We start from the raw sequence: 16,278 nt of genomic DNA on the forward strand, positions 1-16,278 counted from the left end.
CCTGTGCCGGACCGTTTCCGGCCGCGGTCCCGATCTGACTCTGAGTCTGGCTCTGGTCCGCCGCCACCGACGTTCCTCCTCCCACCCGGGAATCTCCGGGGCTTCGAGAGAAGTCGGGCTCAACCGCCGAGGAGTTCCACCCCGTTACCGTGGCCTGGATCACAAATTCGGGGCTGAGGGGGGCATAGTCCGTTTTCCGTACCCCCCGGTGACCATGGAAGCGCGAATGCGAGGATGAGGCTGCCATGACTGCTGGGTGGTGTTCTCGCACGGTACGGGCCGCGGTGTTCGCGGCCTGCTGTGTGCTGCTCACGGCCCTGGGTCACATCATGATGTCGGGAACCGCGGTGCCCTGGTGGGCCATGACCGCGGGCGCGGTGGCGACGGGCGGTATGGCCTGGCGGCTGGCCGACCGCGAACGCGGACCGCTTCTCGTCGCCTCCACCGCGGTGGCCACGCAGGCCGTACTCCACTCGTCGTTCTCTCTCGCCCAGGCTGTCGCCCACCCCGTACCGTCCGGCGGGAGGTCGCTCGCCCAGCAGTGGCTCACCTACCTCCTGTGCGCTTCGCCATCGGGGGCGGGCTCCATGGACGAGATGAACTCCATGGGCCACGACATGGCCGCCGTGCACTCCATGTCTTCCATGGGCTCCATGCCTCCCATGGGCTCGATGGACCACATGGCTTCCGCAGCGCCCGCCGGCGCCGTCGCCCACGACATGGCCACCATGTCCTCGACCGGCATGCTCCTCGCCCACCTGCTGGCCGCACTACTGTGCGCGCTGTGGCTCGCGTACGGCGAACGTGCCGCGTTCCGCATCCTGCGGGCCGTCGCCGGCTGGCTCTTCGCGCCGCTGCGCCTGCTCCTCCGGCTGCCCGTGCCGCCGCACCGGCCGCGCGTCCGCGCCCGCCGAGCGGAGTCGGACCGGGCACCGCGCCTCCTCCTCACCCACGCGATCACCTCTCGGGGCCCGCCCGCCGGGACCGCTGTCGCCTGACGACAGCCGGTTCCCCGAGGCCGTCCCCACAGCCGTCAAGCCGTCGGTTCCCTGCCTCGGGCATCGGCCGTGCGCTCCAGCGCCCGGCCGTCCACCCCACCACCGGGTTCCGATCGTGTCGCCCGCTGCCCTGCGGCGCGCGCCGGCCGGACGCCGGATACCTGATTCCCGAGAAGGACAGATCCCAGGTGATCACTCCTGCCCTGCCTGCATCGTGCGAACGATCGAGGAAGAACTCGAGAGAAGACTCGATCACGGCCTTGGCCCTCGCCGCCCGCGGCGGCGAACCCGATGCCGTCGACCTCTTCGTACGCGCCCTGCACCGAGACGTCCGCCACTACGTGACGTACCTCGGTGCCGACCCCCAGAGCGCCGACGACCTGACTCAAGACACCTTCCTGCGGGCCCTCGGCAGCCTGCACCGGTTTGAAGGCCGCTCCTCGGCCCGCACCTGGCTGCTCTCCATCGCCCGTCGCGCGGTCATCGACAGCATCCGCTACAACTCGTCCCGCCCCCGCCTGTCGGACACGGACGACTGGCAGTCGGCCGCCGAACGCACCCAGCCGCGCGACCTGCCCGGCTTCGACGACGGCATCGCACTCACCGAGCTGCTGAACACGCTCCCCGACGACCGCCGCGAGGCATTCGTCCTCACCCAGATGGTGGGACTTCCCTACGCGGAAGCGGCTCACCTCAGCGACTGCCCGATCGGCACGGTGCGCTCGCGGGTCGCCCGCGCCCGCATCTCCTTGATCGCGTGGCTCGACGAGGCCGAGCAATCCGCGCCGACGGCCTCAGCCGCCTGAACGGTCGTATGCGATGGCCCGGATCGCCCGATGATCCGGGCCATAAGTACGGTCTGGCCAACCAAACGGTGTTCGGGTCATGGCGTGCACCCGTCGCTGAACCAGTGCGATGCGGCTGCTGACGAACAGGTTCCCGACGCAGGCAGTCCGGGAATCCGCGAACCCGCGCACTTCCGCCCGGGCGACGATCTCGATGACGACCCAGTGATCGGGCCGCACCTGCCCCTCGGAGATCTTGTTGCCGTGCTCGTCCTCCGCCCCCTTGAAAAATAGAGCCCTTCCATCAACCACAGTCCTGTGACCGCGTCGAACCTCGTGCAGCCTCGGCGGAGGTTGAGCACTTACCCGACTCTCGCGCCGGAGAGGTAGCTGACCACAATGAAGCAGGCCGCGCTCAGCAGTCGGCCAGTTCCGGGGCCTGTTCACGGGTGATGCGGGCGGAGCGCCCGGGCTCGCCGTCCGGCAGACCGGCGATCGGAGCAACGAGGTAAGCGTGCTCGGCGAGGCCCGTTCGCTGAGGCAAGCAATCCCGGGAGTGGAGCGAACGACGTGCTGCGGGGTCGGCCGGGCCTCGTTGTGCCGCGCGTCCTTGCTCCTGAGCCTCGAAGCGGGGAGCCCTCGTACGTCGGTTACCGTGCCCGACGCCGCACCACGTCGTAGCCCGCTCCGTGGCAAAAGCCCCGTCGGGATGGTTCCCGACGGGGCTCCGCCGTATCACCCGCTATCACACAGCTGTCACCAACGGGGCGGACCCTCCCGGACCAGGAAGCCCTGACCTGCGGTTTCGTGCCCGCGCTGGAGTGGCTGGACGGTCCCTACAACCTGTGCCAGGTCGTACCAAGTGAGGGACCCAGGATCAGGACAGGTGCGTCTTCCGGCCCGTCAAAGCGGTATTGCAGGGTGTTCGTCGGTGTCTCACTCACGCCTTCACGCTCTCACATCTCACCATTTCTCACGTGCTGGGTCGCAACCCCGTGCAAGCCGTCCCATGTTGTGGCAGCATCGCGAAGATCCTCCGCAGCCGGCTTCACATTCGGCCCGGCGGGACTTCGGTGCCCCAGGGATCGATCCCGAGGCGCATGACCCGGTTGTCGCCGCGATCGTGACCTTCTTGGTAACGGTCTTCAGGCGGTTCGGGTTGCGCCGCGCGGCCGGGGGCTCCGGCGCGGGGTGAAAGCGTAGAGGTCGAGGATGTCGGGGCGGGGAGCGATGCCGGGGCCGCCGGCCCGTACCCATGCGGCGATGTCCTCGGTGGCGGCCGGGTCGTTGACGAGGCCGAGCCAGACGGGACGGGCGCCGGCGGCGCGTCCTGCGGCGGAGGGCTGGACGACGATCACATTGGCCTGATCGCACACGTCCAGGCAGGTGGAGACCCGTAGGGGCGCCTGCTCCGCGAGGCGGGCGGTCTGCTCCGCGTGGTCGACCCCGGTCACCTTCGGGCTTCCGCAGCAGCAGTCCCTGCACACCACGATCCGGCACGGCGCCGGACCGGCGGGGCCGGCTCCCACCGGTTCATCGGTTCGTGTCTCGGACATGGCTCGTCACGCTCCTCCTCCGGGGAGATCCGCCCCGGTCTGGGTCGAGGAGGCGACGACGTGAGTCTCCTGGCTCTCGGGTCGCTGCTCGTCCCGTCCTTCCCGCCCGTCTCCGGGCGGTGGTCTGTTCGGGATCCGCTCGCCGATCACAGTGGCGGGACCGCGCCGGTCTTCCACCGGCTTCCTCGTTCCGCCGTCGCCTTGTCGTCGGGCATCGTCGCATCCCGGGTGACAGCGCGTCATCACCGCCCTGCGTGCGGACGGTCGGGGCGCCCGCCGCCGGGCGCGGTGGCGGACAAGGCCTTCGGGGCGTCAAGTGCCTGGCGGAGGGGAGGTTCTCCAGGATGCGGGTGTCCAGCAGGAGACTCTCGCCGAACTCCGTCATGTTCGCGAGGAGGGGGACAGGGGACCGCTTCGCGGAACGCTTCGAACTCGGCCTCGTCCGCGAAGGCTTCGGAGAAGATCGCGCCGGCGTCGACGTACGCCTTCGCCCGGTCGATCGCCGCTGCCAGGCCCCCGACGGCGCGAGCGTCCGTGCGGGCCGCGAGCAGGAAGTCCGGATCACGGCGGGCGTCCACGGCCGCCCTGAGGCGGCGGGCCATGTCCTCCCGCGGCACGACGGACTTGCCGGCGAGGCGGCCGCAGCGCTTGGGGTCGGCCCGGTCCTCCAGATGCAGTCCGGCCACGCCCGCGTCCTCCATCAGCTGCACGGGGCGGGCGGCGTTCATCGCTTCGCCGAAGCCGGTGTCGGCGAAGCGATGAGGACGGGCAGGTCGGTGACCCGGGTCGTCTGCCGGGCGCGGGCCACCCCTGGCGGAGACTTCACTCGATCGTGTGCCTCGCTGACCGGCCGGGCCCGGCCGAGGCATCCCTCGCGAGACCGCGTCGCCCATGAACCGCTGGGCGCACGCCCGGTGTTACCGGGCGGACCATCGCGGGCACCACGGAACTCAGCGACGACCCATGGGAGTTCGTATGAGCAGCCTCGACCACTACGACCACGACCCGGACGCCCTGGCCTGGGCCCGCGCCAAGGTCCGCAGGTCCGTCGACCGGGCCGAACGCGCCGCCCAAGACCGCGCTCTCAGTGCCGGGGAACGCGAGGAGTGGCGGCGCATCGCCTCCTATGTGCGGCGCGAACTCCTCACCCGCGACGATGTCGTCCACGCCGCGTTCGACGAGCGCCTGCCCGCGTTCCACGGCGCGGTCCCGGCACGGAACCCTGAGAGAGACGAGGACCCGGAAGCCACCCTCAACACCCTCTCCCCCGCCGAGCGCCTCAAGACGGCGGGGGCCGTCGCCCGGATCCGTGCCTGGATCGCCAGCGAGCCCGTCACCGCGGACACGGGCTTCGGGGACGGCTATCGCGAAGCCCTCCGTGACATCCAGGTCCTCATCGGGCCGACACCCGAGGAACATCCTGCGCAGGAGCACGAGGAGCCCGCTCGGTGAACCCGCCGACGCCTGTCCGTTACGGCTGTGTGGGATGCGACGTGCTGCTGTTGCTCCGTTGCAGGGCTTCCTGCCCTCGCTGGTTCGCGACCTGCAACGCCTTCAGATAGTCGGCCTGCGGCAGGCGCGCGCACTCCGGTGCTCCTATCCCGCCGTGCCGCCCCGTGACCATCCTGTCGGTGCAGGCGGCGATCTGACCGGCGCTCGCGTGGGTGGCCGTGGCGGTCGGCCGCGCGGGCGTGCCGTGGCCCGGGGCCGAGCAGGCCGTCGAAGCGAGGACGAGGGCGGCGAGTACGACAACGGTGGTGCGGGACAAGGGGTCTCCCGAAGGCACGGTGGCCGGTCTGGGCAGCAGACGGCCTGGAGGTACGGCGGCACGAGACCGGACACCACGTGCCGCGCCGCCACGCTATCGGACCGTCAGGTCGCCGACGACGCGCTCGGCTCGGGCCTGAGAGGCCGTTGACCTGAGAGGCCGTTGGCCGCTTGGCGCCGTTCAACGTTTGGTGCCGCTCACCGCTCTGTGCCGCTCACCGCTCGGCCGGAGCCCCCAGTCCCGTCAGCGCGCCGACCGGGTCCGGGTCAGGGGTGCCTCGGGGCCACCAGTCCTCCTGGCCCGGTTCCGACTCGTAGGCGTACCACAGTCCGTCCGTGCCGAGCCGGAGCTGCGCGTGCCCGTCCGGGTGCGTGAGGCGGTTGCGCCAGGGCCGGAACGCGGGCAGGTCCGCGGCCAGGAGCTGGGGACGAGCGCGGTCGAAGCGGCCGGCCGGCGGATCCCACGGTTCCTCCAGGACGGCGAGGGCCCCCGGTCCGCCCTGCCGCCATGCGGCGACCGCGCGCCCCAGGTCGCCCGGGGTCCGCCCGGCCGCGGCGGCCAGCGAGGAGTACAGCGGGCGGGTCGCCGCCGTGAGGCCCGAACCCGGGCGGGCGGCGGCCAGCCGTACCGCGTCCTGCCACAGCGTCAGGTCCGCGACCGGATCCTGCCCGGTGGTGAGCAGGGCGTGCGCCCGGGCCGCCGCGTCCGTGGCCAGTTGGTCCAGCGCGAGCGGGTCCGGGCCGCCGGGCGCCGCCGGGTACGCCGGTGGCTGCTCGGGGTGAGCGGGCGGCGGCAACGGTGCGGGAAGCGGCGGCAGTACACGCCGGGCGACGGCCTCACCGGCCCGTACTCCGGGCACGGGCGCGGGGCGCTGTTCCCGGGCGGCGCGGGCCGCACGGGCCGCGTTGCGCCGGGACAGCGCGTCGATCAGCGCACGCTCGCCCCGGCCTCGGAGCAGGAGCAGCACGAAGGGGTCCTGGTCCAACAGCCGGGCGGTCTGATAGCAGACCGCGGCGGCGTGCTTGCAGGGGTGGCCGTCGTCGGGGCAGTTGCAGCGCGGTTCGAGGTCGCCGGGTCCGGGGAGCAGCCGGACCCCGCACTCGGCGAGGGAGTGCGGCACCTGTCTGTCCAGCAGTGCGGCGATATGGCCCGGCCGCTCGGCGGCGGCGTCCAGGAAGCGGTCCCACTCCTCGTCGGAGAACGTCCGCAGCCGCACCTGCACCCGGTAGGGACGCGGACGGCTCCCCTGGACATACGCGAGGACGAGCCCCGGGGTGACGGTGATGGCGTCCACGTGCCCCCGGTCCGCGTACGCCCGTCCCCGGGCCAGCCGCGCCGCGTCGAGGGCGCCCTCCTCCAGCGCCGCGACCCAGGCGTTGCCCCACCACGTCCCGGCGAACCGGTCGGCGGAGTCCTCCGTCGACTTCTGCTTCGGCGTGCGCGTCGGCAGGGAGGCGAAGGTGCGCCGCAGCTCGCCGTCACGGTCCGGGGCCGCCATGGACCGCGGGTAGCGCGCCGCCGGGGGCGCGGCGGGCGGCGTGTCCCGGGGTTCCTCGGACGGATCCGGTGTCGCCTGCGGGCGTTTCGAGAACAGGTCCACCACCTCGGGCCGGGAGCGGGCGGACGCCTCCTCCCTCCGGCCGCCGGTGGTCGGCGGGGCGGAGGCGGTTCCGCCGCGCGGTGCCACCGACGGCGGGAGCCCGAAGGCTCCGGCGATCAGATCCCGGACGTCTCTGCTCCGGTCACCGGCCGCCCGCGTACGGGCGTCCCGGCGCCGCCGGGCCCCGGACAGCCGGACGACACGGGACGACTCTGTGCTGCCGCCGGGCGGCCCTGGTTCGGCGGTCGGTTCCCGTGTGCCGGGCGCAGCCTGCCCGCCGGGCGCCCCGGAGGCTCCGGGCCGACGCTGTGGTGCGCGGTCCTCTGCCGGCTTCGTGTTCCGCTCCTGTTCCGCTTCTGCCTCGGCCCGGGCGGCTTCTGCCCGGGCGGCGCGCAGGGCCTCTCGGGCGGCATCCCCGGGGCGTGTGGTGCGGGCGGGTTCCGAGGGCGCGGCTGTCGCCGCGTCTCCCTCGGTCCCTCCTCCGGTCCCGGTCCCGACAGGGGGTTCGTTCCCGGCCGGCGGCTCGGTCCCGGGCCCGCCCGGAGTCAGTGCGCCCGGAGTCGTCGCGCCCGCCCCGGTCTCCGCACCGCTGCGGCGGTCCGCGTTCGCCCGTCGTAGGGCCGCGCGTGCCGCGTCGCCCGGTCGGGAGTGCCTCCTCGTCCCCTCGGGCACGGTGACCTCCGCGTCCTCGGCGGGCGGCTCGCCGTCGCGGTCCTCCCCCGCGGCCCGCTCACGGTCCCGGGCGGCGCGCAGCGCGCGTCGCGCCGCGTCGGCGGGACGCCCGTCCGCGCCGGGTGTCTCCTCGGGACGCGTCTCCTTCTCCGCCCCGTTCACTCCGCCCTCCTCAGCGACACCAGGTCCTTCAGCTCACGGTCGGTCAGTTCGGTCAGGGACGTCTCGCCGGTGCCCAGGATCGCGTCGGCCAGGGCGCGCTTGGACTCCAGCATCTCGGCGATACGGTCCTCGACCGTGCCCTCGGTGATCAGTCGGTGGACCTGGACCGGCTGGGTCTGGCCGATGCGGTAGGCCCGGTCCGTGGCCTGTTCCTCCACCGCCGGGTTCCACCAGCGGTCGAAGTGGATGACATGGCCCGCGCGGGTGAGGTTCAGACCGGTGCCCGCCGCCTTGAGGGAGAGGACCAGGACCGGGGTCGCCCCGCTCTGGAAGCGGTCGACCATGCGCTCGCGGTCGGGCACCGCGGTGCCGCCGTGCAGCAGTTCGACGGGCACCGCGCGGGAGGCCAGATGCGTGGTGATCAGACGGGCCATGCGGACGTACTGCGTGAAGACCAGGGCCGAGCCGTCCTCGGTCAGCAGCGTGTCCACCAGTTCGTCGAGCAGGGCGAGTTTCCCGGAGCGCACGATGAGGCCGGCCGCCGTCCCGGTGTCCTCCTTGAGATAGAGCGCGGGGTGGTCGCAGATCTGCTTGAGCGAGCCGAGGAGCTTGAGGACCAGGCCCCGGCGGGCGATGCCCTCCGCCATCTCGATCGCCAGCATGGATTCCCGTACCACCGCCTCGTAGAGCGCGGCCTGCTCATGGCTGAGCGGCACCGGGTGGTCGGTCTCCGTCTTCGGCGGAAGCTCCGGGACGATGCCCGGGTCGGACTTCTTGCGGCGCAGGAGGAAGGGACGGACCAGGCGGGCCAGGCGCTCCGCGGCCTGTGTGTCCTCGCCGTTCTCCACGGCGCGTGCGTGCCGGGCGCGGAAGGACTTCAGTGGCCCGAGCAGTCCCGGGGTCGTCCAGTCGAGCAGGGCCCACAGTTCGGAGAGGTTGTTCTCCACGGGGGTGCCGGTGAGGGCCACACGGGCGGGCGACGGAATCGTGCGCAGGGCCTTCGCCGTCGCCGAGTAGGGGTTCTTGACGTGTTGTGCCTCGTCCGCGACGACCAGGCCCCAGGGCTGTTCGGCGAGCCGGGAGGCGGCCGTGCGCATCGTCCCGTACGTGGTGAGCACAAAGCCGCCGTCCAGGCCGTCCAGGGTGCGCTCGGGGCCGTGGAAGCGGCGCACCGGGACGCCGGGGGCGAATCGGGTGATCTCCCGCTGCCAGTTGCCCAGCAGTGAGGCCGGGCAGACCACCAGGGTCGGCTCACGACGGGCCCGGCGCAGATGCAGGGCGATGAGGGTGACCGTCTTGCCGAGACCCATGTCGTCGGCGAGGCAGCCGCCGAGGCCGAGGGAGGTCATGAGGTCGAGCCAGCCGAGGCCCCGCAGCTGGTAGTCCCGCAGCCGGGCGGCGAGGCCCGGGGGCGGGTCCACCGCGCCGACGCCTGCCGTCAGCCGGTCCCGGAGCGCGGCCAGCGCGCCGACCGGCACTGCCTCCACCGTCTCGCCGTCGACCTCCGTGCTGCCGGTGAGCGCGACGGACAGCGCGTCCACCGGGTCGAGCAGGCCCAGTTCGCGCTTGCGGGCCTTGCGGACGAGGGCCGGGTCGACCAGCACCCACCGGTCGCGCAGCCGGACGACCGGCCGGTGGGCCTCCGCGAGCGCGTCCATCTCGGCCTCGGTGAGCGGATCGCCGCCGAGCGCCAGCTGCCAGCGGAACCGCAGCAGGTCCTCGCTCTCGAAGAACCCTGTGCCGTCGGTTGCCGAGCCGGGCGCGGGCCGGACGACCGCGGTGGCGGTGAGGTCCTGCGCCAGGTCCCGGGGCCAGTGCACCGCGACCCCGGCCGCGCCCAGCCGGGTGGCCGCGACGCCCAGCAGCTCGGCCAGCTCCTCCTCGGACAGCGCGAGGACGTCCGGCGCCTCCTGCTCGACGAGCCGCTCCAGCGGCGGCCAGACGCGGGCCGCCCGGCGGACGGCGAGCGCCGCGTCCACCCGCGCGCGGGGGCCGAACGTCGTGGCCGCCTCGCCCGCCCACAGCTCCGCCGCGTCCACGACGAGGGTCGGGTCGGCGAGGCTGTGCACCTGCACGACCGCGGCTCCGGAGCGGCGGGCGCCCTCGGCGTCGTCGAACAGGTCGTGCGCCGACAGGTCCAGGCGCAGCGAGATCCGTACCCCCGCGTCCATGCCGGCCGCCACCTCGGCGGCCCAGGCCTGGGCCTCGGGCAGCCGCTGCGGACCGGCCGCCGCGAAGGGCCGGCCCGCGGTGTGCGCGGCGGCCGGGGTGCGCGGCAGGGTGTCCGCGACCGCGTCGAGGAAGGACCGCACGAGGGCCTCGGGCTCGGGCAGCAGCAGGGGGCCCTTGCCCGGGAGCGGGACGGCGTGCCCCTCGTACGGCAGGGCGGCGGCGATGGCCCTGAGGTGGGTGATGTCCTCCGGCTCCAGGGGGCCGGCGCGCCAGGCGTCGTCCCCTTCGGGGGTGAGTCCGGGCAGCAGGCGCCCGCGCGCGACGAGCCGGAGGGCGTGCAGGGCGGCCGCGCCCCAGCAGGCGGTGGCGGGGTGTGCGGCGGGGTCGCGCCGCGCCCGGGTGAGCAGCGGCAGGGCCTCGGCGACCGGCAGTGCCACGGCGGGCACGGTGCTTCGGCGCACTCCGGATCCGTGCCGGCGCACGACCGTCAGTTCCTCGGTGGCTCCGGACGGCGGTCGTCCGTCCTCCGGATCCCAGAAAGCGACCCGGCCGCGCCGGGGCAGCGGCTCGGGCAGAAAGACGGCGGCCAGCCGCGCGGGCACGACCGCCTCGGCCACGTGGTCTGCCATACGTCCGGTCACCTCCCGCCGTTGTCGCATCGAACGTCTTCGACTCTACGGGCGGGGTCTGACAATCGGCTCCGGCGAGCGGCCGGGCTCGGACGGTCCGGGGCCGGCCGCGGCCGTCAGGGGATCGTGCGCGAGACCACGTACACCGTCGGGTGCTGGGGGTCGGTCCTGTTCACGACGACGTCCAGGGTGGGTGCGGGGTTCTTCTGCGCATGGGTCAGCCCGGACCAGGGGCCGGGTCCCGTGAAGGCCCAGCCGACGATGTGCCGGTCGCGCTCGCCGACGGCGAGGTCGTCCTTCTTCAGCGAGGCGGGCGTGGCCTTCAGGGTGCTCAGGAAGCGGTTCAGGCCGTCGTCGCTCGTGCTGAACTGCACGTAGAGGCGGCTGGTCTTCCAGTTGTTCGTCTCGTAGGACGCCACGTCCGTGGCGTCCCTCGGGATCCAGATCTTGTACAGCCGGCGCTGCACCCGCGAGGGCCAGCCCTCGGTCAGTCCGGTCGCCGAGTACTTGTCCTCCTTGTCCTTGCCGCTGTTGCGGCTCTGGTTGGCGGAGATCACCAGATAGCCGGCGGGGACGCCGATGAGCAGGACGATGATCAGCAGGGTGAGCGCCCGGCGCCGGAACTTGTGCCACCCGCCCTCCGGGGGCCGCGAGGGCTCGTCCGGCGGGGACGACTGGCGCGGTATCGACACGGTGGTGGTCACAGCGACCCCTTGGCGGTGCGGCGGGCCTGCGCGTACCGCTCGTAGCGTTCGTAGCGCTCCACGCGGCGCCGGTTGGCGCGGCGGAAGCGGCGGGCGACGAGCCGGGCGAGGTCCGCGGCGCCGACCATCCCGGCCTCGGGGCCGAGCTGGGCGCGTGCGATACGGGCCTCGGGCCGGTAGCCGCGACCGGTCAGATGGCGCCGGAAGGCGTCCCGGGCGGGACCGATGAGCAGGTCGTCGGCCGCGCTGACCCCGCCGCCGATCACGAAGCAGGACGGGTCCAGGGCAGCCGCCAGGTTGGCGATGCCCACCCCGAGCCACTGGCCGATGTCCTGGAGCAGCTCGATGCACATCGCGTCGCCCTCGCGGGCCAGCTCGGTGATCATCGGGCCGCTGATGTCGGAGATGTTGCCCTTGACGTGCTCGATGATCCCGTATGCCACCGGGGAGTCCGCCGCGGCCAGCTCCTTGGCCTCGCGGACCAGGGCGTTGCCGGAGCTGTACTGCTCCCAGCAGCCGCGGTTGCCGCACGGGCAACGGTGGCCGCCGGGCACGACCTGCATATGGCCGAACTCGCCGGCGACGCCGAACTTGCCGCGCTTGACCTGGCCGTCCTCCAGGATGGCGCCGCCGATGCCGGTCCCGAGCGTGATCATCACGAGGTGGTCCTCGCCGCGGCCGGCCCCGAAGCGCCACTCGGCCCAGGCGGCGGCGTTGGCGTCGTTGTCGACCAGGACGGGGACGGCGAGCCGGCCGGCGAGGCGGTCGCGCAGGGGCTCGTTGCGCCAGGACAGGTGCGGGGCGAACAGGACGCGGTTGCGCTCCGCGTCCACCCAGCCGGCCGCGCCGATGCCGACGGCGTGCACATCGTGCCGGTCGGAGAGATCGAGGACCAGCTCGACGATGGTGTCCTCGACGACCTTGGGGCTCTTGGACTTGTCGGGCGTCTCGGTGCGGAGCTTCTCCAGGATGTTGCCGTCGGCGTCGACGACGCCCGCCATCACCTTGGTGCCGCCGATGTCGATGCCGACCGTCGGGACACGCGGGGCCGTCAGATGGGAACGGCGCTCGCGTGTGCCCACGGTCCGCAGGACGGTGGCCCGGGCGGAGCCGCGGTGGGTGAGGTCGCGGTAGGTGCTCATCGGGCCCGATTCTGCCTTACGCCGCGGCGGGCTTGCATCGTGGAGTCCCGGCGCCCGGTGCGGGACGGGACGGCCGCGGGCCGTGCGGCCCCCGCGGCTCCGCCGAGGCGGGTGCCGCTCGCCCGGCGCCGCCGCAGGGATCGCTCCACCCGGCGGAGCCGCACGGATCCCATTGCCCCGGGGGACCGCACAGGCCGCCTCCTATCGCCCCTAAAGACGGCCGCGTTCCAGTTCATGGCGCAGATCGTCCAGTTCGTCGCCGCCCGCCATCTGCCGGGTCAGCTCGTCCAGGGTGATCTCCTCGCGGGTGTGGCTGCCCACCATCGCGCCGCGCTTGAGCAGCACGAAACGGTCGCCCACCAGATACGCGTGATGCGGGTTGTGGGTGATGAATACAACACCCAGACCCTCGTCCCGTGCGGCAGCCACATATTTGAGAACCACACCCGACTGCTTCACGCCCAGGGCCGCCGTCGGCTCGTCCAGGACCAGCACCTTGGCGCCGAAGTACACCGCCCGCGCGATCGCCACACACTGGCGCTCACCGCCGGACAGGGTGCCGATGGGCTGGTCGACGTCGCGCAGGTCGATGCCCATGCGCAGCAGCTGCTCGCGCGTCGTCCGGCGCATGAAGTCGACGTCCAGACGCTTGAAGGGGCCGACGCCCCTGCGCGGCTCGGAGCCGAGAAAGAAGTTGCGCCAGACCGGCATCAGCGAGACCACGGCGAGGTCCTGGTAGACCGTGGCGATCCCGCGGTCCAGGGCCTCGCGCGGGGAGGCCAGGCGGGTCTCCTCGCCCTCGATGCGGAAGGAGCCGCCGTCGTGCCGGTGCAACCCCGCCACGATCTTGATCAGGGTGGACTTGCCCGCGCCGTTGTCGCCGAGAACGCAGGTGATCTCGCCCGCGTGCACCTCCAGGGAGACCCCTTCGAGGGCGCGGACATTGCCGTAGCGCTTGCTGACGTCCGCCAGGGCGACGAGCGCGGTGCGCTCCGTCACGTCCTGGGGCGCGTCCTCGGTCGTGTCCGTGGTCACGTCGTCGGTCATGTCGTGGCCTCCGCGCGCTTGCGGACCCAGGTGTTGAGCAGGGTCGCGAGGAGCAGCATCGCTCCGAGGAAGAACTTGAACCAGTCGGGGTTCCACTCGGCGAAGACGATGCCCTTGCTGGTCATGCCGAAGAGGAAGGCGCCCACCGCCGAGCCGATCGCGGAGCCGTAGCCGCCGGTGATCAGACAGCCGCCGATGACGGCCGCGATGATGTAGATCAGCTCGTTGCCGACGCCCTCGCCGGACTGGACGACGTCGTACGAGAACAGCAGGTGCTGGCCGGAGATCCAGGCGCCGAGGGCGACCCCCATGTAGAGGCCGATCTTGGTGCGCGTCACCGGTACGCCGACGGCGCGCGCCGCGTCCTTGTTGCCGCCGACCGCGAAGATCCAGTTGCCGGCGCGGGTGCGCAGCAGGATCCAGGAGGCGAGGGCGACCAGGGCGAGCCACCACAGGATGGTGACCTTGAACGGGACGCCGCCGACGGTGAGGGTGGACGCGAAGAGGGCCTGCGCCGAGGAGAAGCCGTCCATGTCGGAGATCGACTTGGTGGACACCGTGCCGCTGATCAGCTTGGTGAGGCCGAGGTTCATGCCGGTCAGCATCAGGAACGTGCCGAGCGTGACGATGAAGCTGGGCAGTCCGGTGCGGGTCAGCACAAAGCCGTTGAAGGCGCCGATCGCGAGCGTGACCAGGAGCGACACCCCGACGCCGACCCAGATGTTCGCGGTCATCTGGTAGCTGAACATCGAGGACACGAGCGCGGACGACGTCACCATGACGCCCGCCGACAGATCGAACTCGCCGCCGATCATCAGCAGCGCGACCGGGACGGCCATGATGCCGATCGTGGACGCCGCGTACAGCACCGTGCTGAGGCTGGAGGCTCGCAGGAAGCTGTCGGCGACGATCGAGAAGAACAGGAAGACGGCGAGCGCGCCCACCACCGAGCCCAGCTCGGGGCGGCCGAGCAGCCGCTTCAGCGGGGAGGTCCCGAGCAGGCGCTCGTCCGTAACCGTCGTCGGACTCTCGGGGGCGGATGCCGATGCCGAGGCGGTCATCGCGTCCCCCGCTTCGTGTACTGCTCCAGCGCGGCGGCCTGGTCCTTGGTGATGATCTGCGGTCCGGTGAGGACGGGCAGGCCGCCGCCGAGGGCGTTGGCGTTGTACTTGTAGAGCCAGAGCTGGTCGACCGCCTCGTAGCCCTGGAGGTAGGGCTGCTGGTCGACGGCGAAGCCGAGGGTGCCGTCCGTCAGCTCGGACGCCACCTTGGCGTTCAGGTCGAAGGTGTCGACCTCCGCCCGGCTGCCGGCGTCCGACCTGGCCTTCACCGCGGTGTCGGCGTACGGGGCGCCGAGGGTGACGACGGTGTCGACGGACTTGTCCGACTGGAGGCGCGCCTCCAGGGCGGACTGCACGTCCGGCATGTTGGTGCCGTTGACGTAGAGGTTCTCCACCGTGCCGTGGAACGACTTCTTCACGCCCGCGCAGCGCTGCTCATGGCCCACGTTGCCCTGCTCGTGCAGCACGCACAGAACCTTCTTGCGGCCGCGCTTGTTCAGCTCGTCGCCGACGGCCTCACCCGCGATCGTCTCGTCCTGGCCTATGTGGGCGAGCGCGCCGAACGCCTTGGACTCCGCCGAGCCGGAGTTCACCGTGACCACCGGTATGCCGGCCTTCTCGGCGCGGGCGACGGCGGCCTTCATCGCGTCGGGCTTGGCCAGCGTGACGATGATGCCGTCGACCTTCTGGTCCACGGCCGCGTCCACGAGCTGGGCCTGCTGCTGGGCATTGGCGTCGTGCGAGTACAGGAAGTTGATGTTGTCCTTGGCGGCGGCCTGCTCGGCGCCGCTCTGGACGATGTCCCAGAAGGTGTCGCCGTCCCCCGAGTGGGTGATCATCGCGAACGTCCAGCGGGGCGTGCTCACCGCGGCCCGGCCCTGGGCGGCGGCGGCGTTGCGGGCGTCCTCGGCACGCTTCCCGCCGTGGCTGCTGCACCCCGCCAGGGATAGGCCGAGCGCCCCTGCCAGCGCGATGGTTGCCCAGGTCCGAAACCGTGCCACGAGCCCATGCCCTTCTTGCGTAGTTCCTTGGAACCACCAAGTATCACCGACCGCGGATCGACACCGCAGGTCAGGGGGCTGGCGGGGCGGCGGGCAGATGCTTCGGCGCCGGGGAGGCCGGGCGCGGGGGCGGCGGGAGAAGCCCGAAAACTCAGGGGCGTACGAGCAGTTGGAACTCGAACGAGTAGCGCGAGGCGCGATACGTGTGCGTGCCGAACTCCACAGCGCGACCCGTGTCGTCGAACGTCGTGCGCTGCATGGTGAGCAGCGGGGCGCCCTCGGGTTCGCCGAGCCGCTCGCCCTCGACCGGGGTGGCGGCGCGGGCCCCGACGGTCTGCCGGGCGCTGTGCAGGGTGATGCCCGCGGCCCGCATCAGGCGGTACAGACCCGTCGACTCCAGGTGCTCGGTCTCCAGGTCCAGCAGGCCGGTCGGCAGAAAGTTGCACAGGTACGCCATCGGCTCGCCGTGCGCGAGGCGCAGCCGCTCGATGCGGTGCACCTCCACGCCCTCGGGCACCCCGAGGGCGGCGGCGACCTCGGCCGAGGCGGGCGCGACCGTGTTGGCCAGGACCCGGGTCGCGGGGCGCTGTCCGGCGGCCTCCAGGTCGTCGTAGAGGCTGCTGAGCTCCAGGGGGCGCTTGACCTGGCTGTGCACGACCTGGGTGCCGACGCCGCGGCGGCGCACCAGCAGGCCCTTGTCGACCAGGGACTGGATGGCCTGGCGGACGGTGGGGCGGGACAGGCCGAGGCGCCCGGCCAGCTCGATCTCGTTGCCCAGCAGACTGCCCGGCGTCAGCTCCCCGTGCTCGATCGCGGCCTCCAACTGCTGGGACAGCTGGAAGTACAGCGGTACGGGGCTGTTCCGGTCGACGCCGAGCTTGAGGGAGACGGTCGGATCCACATCTGGTTTCGGCACGGAGCGAGCGTAGCTCCGGGACCTGTTGACGGGAAGTTGTGTAGTCCGGTTGTCCGGACAAAGCA

The 16,278-nt window shown here is 72.4% G+C and carries 15 protein-coding genes, 1 pseudogene and 1 riboswitch; of the genes and pseudogenes, 3 read left to right on the forward strand and 13 right to left on the reverse strand.

Annotated elements, in window-relative coordinates; genetic code table 11:
- The first annotated feature begins 245 nt into the window (after positions 1 to 245).
- The gene (locus tag AB0L95_RS01410) at positions 246 to 998 is read left to right on the forward strand and encodes a hypothetical protein (RefSeq protein ID WP_365155078.1); all 753 of its coding nucleotides are present in this window, start codon (positions 246 to 248) and stop codon (positions 996 to 998) included.
- Between the two features lie 188 nt (positions 999 to 1,186).
- The gene (locus AB0L95_RS01415; RefSeq protein ID WP_365155080.1) at positions 1,187 to 1,804 is read left to right on the forward strand and encodes a sigma-70 family RNA polymerase sigma factor; all 618 of its coding nucleotides are present in this window, start codon (positions 1,187 to 1,189) and stop codon (positions 1,802 to 1,804) included.
- On the opposite strand, the gene AB0L95_RS01420 is transcribed toward AB0L95_RS01415, so the two are convergent.
- The 4 genes and pseudogenes from AB0L95_RS01420 to AB0L95_RS01435 all read right to left on the reverse strand — a co-directional run.
- Positions 1,793 to 2,095, reverse strand: coding sequence for a hypothetical protein (locus tag AB0L95_RS01420; RefSeq protein ID WP_365155083.1), 303 nt, complete (start codon positions 2,093 to 2,095; stop codon positions 1,793 to 1,795). The two genes, AB0L95_RS01415 and AB0L95_RS01420, sit on opposite strands and share 12 nt — an antisense overlap.
- 103 nt (positions 2,096 to 2,198) lie before the next feature.
- Entirely contained in the window at positions 2,199 to 2,327 is a 129-nt protein-coding gene (locus AB0L95_RS01425) for a hypothetical protein (RefSeq protein ID WP_365155086.1), read from the reverse strand.
- A 601-nt stretch (positions 2,328 to 2,928) separates the two neighbouring features.
- Positions 2,929 to 3,339 carry a (2Fe-2S) ferredoxin domain-containing protein gene (locus tag AB0L95_RS01430; RefSeq protein WP_365155089.1) on the reverse strand — a complete coding sequence of 137 codons (411 nt, stop codon included), beginning with the start codon at positions 3,337 to 3,339 and terminating at the stop codon, positions 2,929 to 2,931.
- 41 nt (positions 3,340 to 3,380) lie between these two features.
- Positions 3,381 to 3,574: riboswitch (cobalamin riboswitch) on the reverse strand.
- Positions 3,575 to 3,670: 96 nt separating this feature from the next.
- Positions 3,671 to 4,144, reverse strand: a pseudogene (locus tag AB0L95_RS01435) (isocitrate lyase/phosphoenolpyruvate mutase family protein); the annotation flags it as partial.
- Positions 4,145 to 4,314: 170 nt separating this feature from the next.
- On the opposite strand from AB0L95_RS01435, the gene AB0L95_RS01440 reads away from it, so the two are divergent.
- Positions 4,315 to 4,791, forward strand: a complete 477-nt coding sequence (locus AB0L95_RS01440; RefSeq protein WP_365155092.1) for a hypothetical protein — start codon at positions 4,315 to 4,317, stop codon at positions 4,789 to 4,791.
- Positions 4,792 to 4,810: 19 nt separating this feature from the next.
- On the opposite strand, the gene AB0L95_RS01445 is transcribed toward AB0L95_RS01440, so the two are convergent.
- From AB0L95_RS01445 to AB0L95_RS01485, 9 genes are all read right to left on the reverse strand, one after another.
- On the reverse strand, positions 4,811 to 5,107 hold the full coding sequence (locus AB0L95_RS01445) for a hypothetical protein (protein ID WP_365155095.1): 297 nt from the start codon (positions 5,105 to 5,107) through the stop codon (positions 4,811 to 4,813).
- Positions 5,108 to 5,321: 214 nt separating this feature from the next.
- A complete protein-coding gene (locus AB0L95_RS01450; RefSeq protein WP_365155097.1) occupies positions 5,322 to 7,541 on the reverse strand; it encodes an SWIM zinc finger family protein in 2,220 nt (739 codons plus the stop codon).
- Complete coding sequence (locus AB0L95_RS01455; RefSeq protein WP_365155100.1) at positions 7,538 to 10,342, reverse strand: SNF2-related protein; 2,805 nt, start codon at positions 10,340 to 10,342, stop codon at positions 7,538 to 7,540. Before AB0L95_RS01455 ends, AB0L95_RS01450 begins: the two co-directional genes overlap by 4 nt.
- A gap of 116 nt (positions 10,343 to 10,458) precedes the next feature.
- Positions 10,459 to 11,046 (reverse strand): sugar kinase, encoded by a 588-nt coding sequence (locus AB0L95_RS01460; RefSeq protein ID WP_365155103.1) that lies wholly within the window; start codon positions 11,044 to 11,046, stop codon positions 10,459 to 10,461.
- Complete coding sequence (locus tag AB0L95_RS01465; RefSeq protein ID WP_365155107.1) at positions 11,043 to 12,188, reverse strand: ROK family glucokinase; 1,146 nt, start codon at positions 12,186 to 12,188, stop codon at positions 11,043 to 11,045. Before AB0L95_RS01465 ends, AB0L95_RS01460 begins: the two co-directional genes overlap by 4 nt.
- A gap of 210 nt (positions 12,189 to 12,398) precedes the next feature.
- The gene (locus AB0L95_RS01470; protein ID WP_365155111.1) at positions 12,399 to 13,235 is read right to left on the reverse strand and encodes an ATP-binding cassette domain-containing protein; all 837 of its coding nucleotides are present in this window, start codon (positions 13,233 to 13,235) and stop codon (positions 12,399 to 12,401) included.
- A complete protein-coding gene (locus AB0L95_RS01475; protein ID WP_365155114.1) occupies positions 13,232 to 14,296 on the reverse strand; it encodes an ABC transporter permease in 1,065 nt (354 codons plus the stop codon). Before AB0L95_RS01475 ends, AB0L95_RS01470 begins: the two co-directional genes overlap by 4 nt.
- Positions 14,293 to 15,297, reverse strand: a complete 1,005-nt coding sequence (locus AB0L95_RS01480; RefSeq protein ID WP_365155117.1) for a sugar ABC transporter substrate-binding protein — start codon at positions 15,295 to 15,297, stop codon at positions 14,293 to 14,295. Before AB0L95_RS01480 ends, AB0L95_RS01475 begins: the two co-directional genes overlap by 4 nt.
- Before the next feature lie 151 nt (positions 15,298 to 15,448).
- Positions 15,449 to 16,198 carry a GntR family transcriptional regulator gene (locus AB0L95_RS01485; protein WP_365156463.1) on the reverse strand — a complete coding sequence of 250 codons (750 nt, stop codon included), beginning with the start codon at positions 16,196 to 16,198 and terminating at the stop codon, positions 15,449 to 15,451.
- Positions 16,199 to 16,278: the final 80 nt, after the last annotated feature.

This window comes from Streptomyces sp. NPDC052036 (assembly GCF_040680495.1).
In the GTDB taxonomy this organism is placed as follows: domain Bacteria; phylum Actinomycetota; class Actinomycetes; order Streptomycetales; family Streptomycetaceae; genus Streptomyces.

Coding starts and splice junctions, on each gene's coding strand:
- AB0L95_RS01410 (WP_365155078.1), top strand. CDS start 246: ATGACTGCTGGGTGGTGTTCTCGCACGGTACGGGCCGCGGTGTTCGCG.
- AB0L95_RS01455 (WP_365155100.1), bottom strand. CDS start 10,342: ATGGCAGACCACGTGGCCGAGGCGGTCGTGCCCGCGCGGCTGGCCGCC.
- AB0L95_RS01430 (WP_365155089.1), bottom strand. CDS start 3,339: ATGTCCGAGACACGAACCGATGAACCGGTGGGAGCCGGCCCCGCCGGT.
- AB0L95_RS01475 (WP_365155114.1), bottom strand. CDS start 14,296: ATGACCGCCTCGGCATCGGCATCCGCCCCCGAGAGTCCGACGACGGTT.
- AB0L95_RS01470 (WP_365155111.1), bottom strand. CDS start 13,235: ATGACCGACGACGTGACCACGGACACGACCGAGGACGCGCCCCAGGAC.
- AB0L95_RS01440 (WP_365155092.1), top strand. CDS start 4,315: ATGAGCAGCCTCGACCACTACGACCACGACCCGGACGCCCTGGCCTGG.
- AB0L95_RS01465 (WP_365155107.1), bottom strand. CDS start 12,188: ATGAGCACCTACCGCGACCTCACCCACCGCGGCTCCGCCCGGGCCACC.